Source organism: Micromonospora cabrerizensis (assembly GCF_022230955.1).
Lineage (GTDB): Bacteria > Actinomycetota > Actinomycetes > Mycobacteriales > Micromonosporaceae > Micromonospora > Micromonospora cabrerizensis.
Genome location: NZ_JAKKFI010000008.1, coordinates 1 through 6155, shown reverse-complemented (window position 1 = coordinate 6155; position 6155 = coordinate 1). Strand labels below are relative to the sequence as shown.

General features: G+C 69.9%; 3 protein-coding genes. All 3 read right to left on the bottom strand.

The window, feature by feature from the left end:
- Positions 1-368 precede the first annotated feature (368 nt).
- Positions 369-2357 (bottom strand): excinuclease ABC subunit UvrC, encoded by a 1989-nt coding sequence (gene uvrC, locus LADH09A_RS01245; RefSeq protein ID WP_238642878.1) that lies wholly within the window; start codon positions 2355-2357, stop codon positions 369-371.
- A gap of 299 nt (positions 2358-2656) precedes the next feature.
- Positions 2657-3139, bottom strand: a complete 483-nt coding sequence (locus LADH09A_RS01240; RefSeq protein WP_238642877.1) for a Rieske (2Fe-2S) protein — start codon at positions 3137-3139, stop codon at positions 2657-2659.
- A 210-nt stretch (positions 3140-3349) separates the two neighbouring features.
- The coding region (gene uvrA, locus LADH09A_RS01235; RefSeq protein WP_238642876.1) for an excinuclease ABC subunit UvrA at positions 3350-6155 on the bottom strand (2806 nt) is incomplete at its 5' end.

Sequence of the window (6155 nt, the reverse complement as noted above, 5' to 3'; positions counted from 1 at the left end):
ACGATTCCGCCCCAGGGTCGCCCCGACCACCAGACACCCCACCCCAAACCGGACACCGACCCCACGGCCACCCAGCTGAACCGGACACCACACCCCACAACCGCCGCCGAAGACACACCAAGATCCGCGCACTTTCAGGGAAGTTGCTGCCTCACGTCGCGGCGAGGCAACAACTTCCCTGAAGTTGCTCGGATATTGGGCGGGTTGGGATACCGGACGCCGCCGCCGGAACGCCAGAGGTGACGTGGATACCCAAGATCGTGCTCGAACCAGGAAACAGGCCCCTCGGCACGCGGACGAGGCCACTACAACCAGGATCGAGCACGATCTTGGGCACCGCGACTGACCGCCCCGAGGCGAGGGCGTCGTCAGGGGCGGGGGGAAGCCTCCGTGCTCTCGTCGGCCTTCGTGTCCTTGTCGAGGGCGGCCAGGATCGCCTCGGCGGTGCGTCGACCCACCCCGGGGACCTCGGTGATCTCCTCGACCGTTGCGGCCGAGAGTCGCTTGAGTGAGCCGAAGTGCCGCAACAACGCCTTGCGTCGCACCTCGCCGAGGCCGGGCACGTGGTCGAGCGCCGACTCGGTCATCCGCTTCGAGCGACGCTGCCGGTGAAAGGTGATGGCAAACCGGTGGGCCTCGTCGCGGACCCGTTGCAGCAGGTAGAGCCCCTCCGAGGTGCGCGGCAGGATGACCGGGAACTCGTCGTCGGGGAGCCAGACCTCCTCCAGCCGCTTGGCCAGGCCGCAGAGCGCCACGTCGTCGATGCCCAGGTCGGCAAGGGCCTGCGCGGCCGCCGCGACCTGCGGAGCGCCGCCGTCGACGACCACCAACTGCGGCGGGTACGCGAACTTGCGCGGCCGGCCGGTGGTCGGATCGATCAGCACGCCGACCTGAGGCTCAGCCGCGTCTTCCGGGGTGATCGGGTCGTCAGCCGACTCGACGCCCACCTCGCCCGTCTCGGCCCGCGCGTCCAGGTAGCGGGCGAAGCGACGACGCAGCACCTCGGACATCGCGGAGAGGTCGTCGGTGGCGCCACGGACGATGAACCGCCGGTACTCGCTCTTGCGGGGCAACCCGTCCTCGAAGACCACCATGCTGGCCACCACGTCGGTGCCCTGGATCTGCGAGATGTCGAAGCACTCGATGCGCAGCGGCGAGGTGCGCATGTCCAGCGCCTCGCTGATCTCGTCCAGTGCCTTGCCCCGGGTGGTGAGGTCACCGGAACGCTTCAGCTTGTGCCGGGCGAGCGCGTCCTTGGCGTTGCGCTCGACCGTCTCCATCAGTGAGCGCTTGTCACCGCGCTGCGGCACCCGCAGCGACACCCGGCTGCCCCGGTGGTTGGAGAGCCAGTCCGCCAGCGCCTCGGCGTCGGCGGGCAACTCGGGCACCAGCAGCTCCCGGGGCACGTCGGTTTCGCCGTGCTCGCCGCCGTACACCTGGGTGCAGAAGTGGTGCACCAGGTCGCCGGTGGTCAGGTCCTCGGTCTTCTCCACCACCCAGCCGCGCTGCCCCCGGACCCGGCCGTCACGGACGTGGAAGACCTGCACGGCCGCCTCGAGCGGGTCGTCGGCGAACGCGACCACGTCGGCGTCGGTGCCGTCGCCCAACACCACGGTCTGCTTCTCCATGGCGCGGCGCAGGGCGGCCACGTCGTCGCGCAGTTTGGCGGCCCGCTCGAACTCCAGTTGCTCGCTCGCCTCGGTCATCTCGCGCTCGATCTTGCGGACCATGGTGTCGGTGCGGCCGGCCATGAAGTCGCAGAACCCGTCCACGATGGCGCGGTGTTCGTCGGCGGAGACGGTGCCGACGCACGGCGCCGAGCACTTGCCGATGTAGCCGAGCAGGCAGGGACGACCGACCTGGCCGGCGCGTTTGAACACCCCGGCGGAGCACGTCCGGGCGGGGAACACCCGCAGCAGCAGGTCGAGGGTCTCCCGGATGGCCCAGGCGTGCGAGTACGGGCCGAAGTAGCGCACCCCCTTGCGCTTGGCGCCCCGCATCACCTGTAGCCGTGGGTATTCCTCGTTGAGGGTCACGGCCAGATAGGGGTACGACTTGTCGTCGCGGTAGCGGACGTTGAACCGGGGGTCGTACTGCTTGATCCAGGTGAACTCCTGCTGGAGCGCCTCGACCTCGGTGCCGACGGTGATCCAGTCCACCGACTCGGCGGTGGTGACCATCTGCCTCGTGCGCTCGTGCAGGTTCCAGACGTCGCCGAAGTAGGAGTTGAGCCGGCTGCGCAGGTTTCTCGCCTTGCCAACGTAGATCACCCGGCCGGTGCCGTCGCGAAAGCGGTAGACCCCCGGTAGCTCCGGGATGGTGCCGGGTGCGGGGCGGTAGGTCGAGGGGTCAGCCACACCAACAAGCCTAGTCCGCAGCACCGACAGCCCCACGCAAGCTCTAGATCCACTCGGCTTCCGGGAAGTCGGGGTGTCAAGGCACTGCGGATACCCCGACTTCCCGAAACGCGAGTCGATCACGCGGCCGGCTCCCTCGACCGGCTCGGGGGCCGGCTCGGCGGCCGGACACGCCCGGCCGAGGAACGGTCGCCGGACCGGCCAGGCCCGCCGGACACACCCGGCCGAGGAACGGTCACCGGACCGGCCAGGCCCGCCGGACACACCCGGCCGAGGGGCGGTGGCTGCCCCCGGGTCGGTCAGGCCAGCGAGATCTGGTCGCCGGTGACCTTGATGTTCTTCGGCGGCAGCGGCTTGGTGGCCGGGCCGGCCTTCACCGAGCCGTCCTCGATCGAGAACTTGCTGCCGTGGCAGGTGCAGTTGATGGTGCCGCCGTCGACGTTCGTGACCGGGCAGTTCTGGTGCGTGCAGATCGGGTCGAAGCCCTTGAACTGGCCGGCGCTCGGCTGGGTGATGACCACGCCCTCGGCGGCGAGGACCTTGCCGCCGCCGACCGGGATGTCAGCGGTGGTGGCCAGCGACTGGGCGCCCTGCCGGTCGCCGCCGCCAGCGTCACCGGTGCTGGGCACGGCCGGGCCGCCACTGGTGGGGGTGTCGCTGCCGCTGCCGTCGTCGCTGCCGCACGCAGCCAGGACGACGGCCGCGCCGACTGCCCCGACACCGGTGAGCAGGGTACGACGTGTCTGCGTACCCGGACCGGTCAGCGCCTGATCGTCACTCATGCCTCGCCTCTCTCTAGCCCGCTGCGCCGGTCAAGAGCCGGCCACACTTCTCCACACGGGCAACTGTGCCGGATGGTTCATCGCGGCAGCTGTCCGACCCAGGAAATGGGACGCGGAGGCTCACCACGACGGCCTGCCGGACTACCGCAGCAGAATCCGGCGGACCCGCGCGGCGCGAGCCCGACCGGACCTACCGTCGGGGAGTTGAGATCAGCGAGCGCCGGCTGCCACCTTGCGGCTGGCCCGCGCCTTGGTCACACCGTTGGCCTTGGCCGCCCGGGTGGTGGCGGCGGCCGCGCCCTTGGCCTTGCCGTCGAGCTTGAGCACCTGACGCAGGAACTCGCCGGTGTGGCTCTCGGCGACCTCGGCGACCTCCTCGGGGGTGCCGGTGGCGAGAACGGTGCCGCCCCGGTGGCCGCCCTCCGGACCCATGTCGATCAGCCAGTCGGCCGTCTTGATCACGTCGAGGTTGTGCTCGATGGTGATCACCGTGTTGCCCTTGTCGACGAGACCCTCCAGCACCATCAGCAGCTTGCGGATGTCCTCGAAGTGCAGGCCGGTGGTCGGCTCGTCGAGCACGTAGACCGTCCGCCCGGTGGAGCGCTTCTGCAGCTCGGACGCGAGCTTGACCCGCTGCGCCTCACCGCCGGAGAGGGTGGGAGCGGGCTGGCCGAGGCGTACGTAGCCCAGACCGACGTCGACCAGGGTCTTGAGGTGCCGGTGGATGGGCGGGATGGCGGAGAAGAACTCGGCGGCCTCCTCGATCGGCATCTCCAGCACGTCCGAGACGGTCTTGCCCTTGTAGTGCACCTCCAGGGTCTCCCGGTTGTACCGGGCGCCCTTGCACACCTCGCAGGGGACGTACACGTCGGGCAGGAAGTTCATCTCGATCTTGATGGTGCCGTCGCCGGAGCACGCCTCGCAGCGCCCACCCTTGACGTTGAAGGAGAACCGACCCGGGCCGTACCCTCGTACCTTCGCCTCGGTGGTCTCGGCGAAGAGCTTGCGGACGTGGTCCCAGACCCCGGTGTAGGTGGCCGGGTTGGAGCGGGGCGTACGGCCGATCGGCGACTGGTCCACGCCGACGACCTTGTCCACGTGCTCCAGACCGGAGACCCGGGTGTGTCGGCCGGGCACCAGTCGGGCGCCGTTGATCTGGTTGGCCAGCACCGCGTAGAGGATGTCGTTGACCAGCGTCGACTTGCCCGAGCCGCTGACGCCGGTGACCGCGATGAGCTGGCCCAGCGGGAACGAGACGGTCAGGTTGCGCAGGTTGTGTTCGCGCGCGCCGTGCACCACCAGCTCGCGGGCGGCTTCCTGCGGGCGGCGCGTCGACGGTGTCGGGATGGAGCGACGCCCGGACAGGTACGCGCCGGTGATCGACTCCTTGTTCTTCAGCAGTGCGGGCACCGAGCCGCTGTGCACGATCTTGCCGCCGTGCTCACCCGCGCCGGGCCCGATGTCGACGATCCAGTCGGCGGTGCGGATGGTGTCCTCGTCGTGCTCCACCACGATCAGCGTGTTGCCCAGCCCGCGCAGCCGGATCAGGGTCTCGATCAGCCGGTGGTTGTCACGCTGGTGCAGCCCGATCGACGGCTCGTCGAGCACGTAGAGCACGCCCACCAGGCCGGAGCCGATCTGGGTGGCCAGCCGGATGCGCTGCGCCTCGCCGCCGGACAGCGTGCCGGCCGGCCGGTCCAGGGAGAGGTAGTCCAGACCGACGTCGAGCAGGAACCGCAGCCGGGCGTTGATCTCCTTGAGGACGCGCTCGGCGATCAGCTTCTGCCGGTCGGTCAGCTCGATGCCGGCAAGCAGGTCGGCGCACTCCCCCACGGACAGGTTGCAGACCTCGGCGATGCTCTTGCCGGCCAGGGTGACCGCGAGCACCTCGGGCTTGAGCCGGGCGCCGCCGCACGCCGCGCACGGCACGTCGCGCATGTAGCCCTCGTACTTGTCGCGGGACCACTCGGACTCGGTGTCGGAGTGCCGGCGCTCGATCCACTGCACCACGCCCTCGAAGCCGGTGTAGTAGGAGCGCTCGCGGCCGTACTTGTTGCGGTAGCGCACGTGCACCTGGTCGTCGGAGCCGTGCAGGATGGTCTTCTGTGCCCGCGCCGGCAACGCCCGCCACGGGGTGTCGACGTCGAAGTGCTGGGCCTCGCCGAGAGCCTCCAGCAGGCGCAGGAAGTATTCCAGGTTGTGCCCGGTGGACCAGGGTTGGATGGCGCCCTCGCGCAGGCTGCGCTCCGGGTCGGGGACCAGCAGCTCCGGGTCGACCTCCTTCTTGGTGCCCAGGCCGGTGCACTCCGGGCAGGCGCCGTACGGCGCGTTGAAGGAGAAGACCCGGGGCTCGAGATCCTCGATGGCCAGCGGGTGGTCGTTGGGGCAGGCCAGGTGCTCGGAGTAGCGGCGCTCCCGGCCCGGGTCGTCCTCGGGAAGATCGACGAAGTCGAGCAGCACCAGGCCACTGGACAGGCCCAGGGCGGCCTCGACCGAGTCGGTCAGCCGCTGCTTGGCGCTGGGCTTGACGGTGAGCCGGTCGATCACCACCTCGATGGTGTGCTTCTCCTGCTTCTTGAGCTTCGGCGGCTCGGTCAGCGGGTGCACCACGCCGTCGACGCGGGCCCGGGCGTAGCCCTTGGCCTGCAGCTCGGCGAAGAGGTCGACGTACTCGCCCTTGCGACCGCGGATGACCGGCGCGAGCACCATGAACTTGGTGCCCTCGGCCATCGCGAGGACCCGGTCGACGATCTGCTGCGGGCTCTGCCGGGAGATCCGCTCGCCGCAGACCGGGCAGTGCGGCTCACCGATGCGGGCGTAGAGGAGGCGCAGGTAGTCGTAGACCTCGGTGATGGTGCCGACGGTGGAGCGCGGGTTGCGTGAGGTGGACTTCTGGTCGATCGAGACGGCGGGGCTCAGACCCTCGATGAAGTCGACGTCTGGCTTGTCCATCTGGCCGAGGAACTGCCGGGCGTACGACGAGAGCGACTCGACGTAGCGGCGCTGCCCCTCGGCG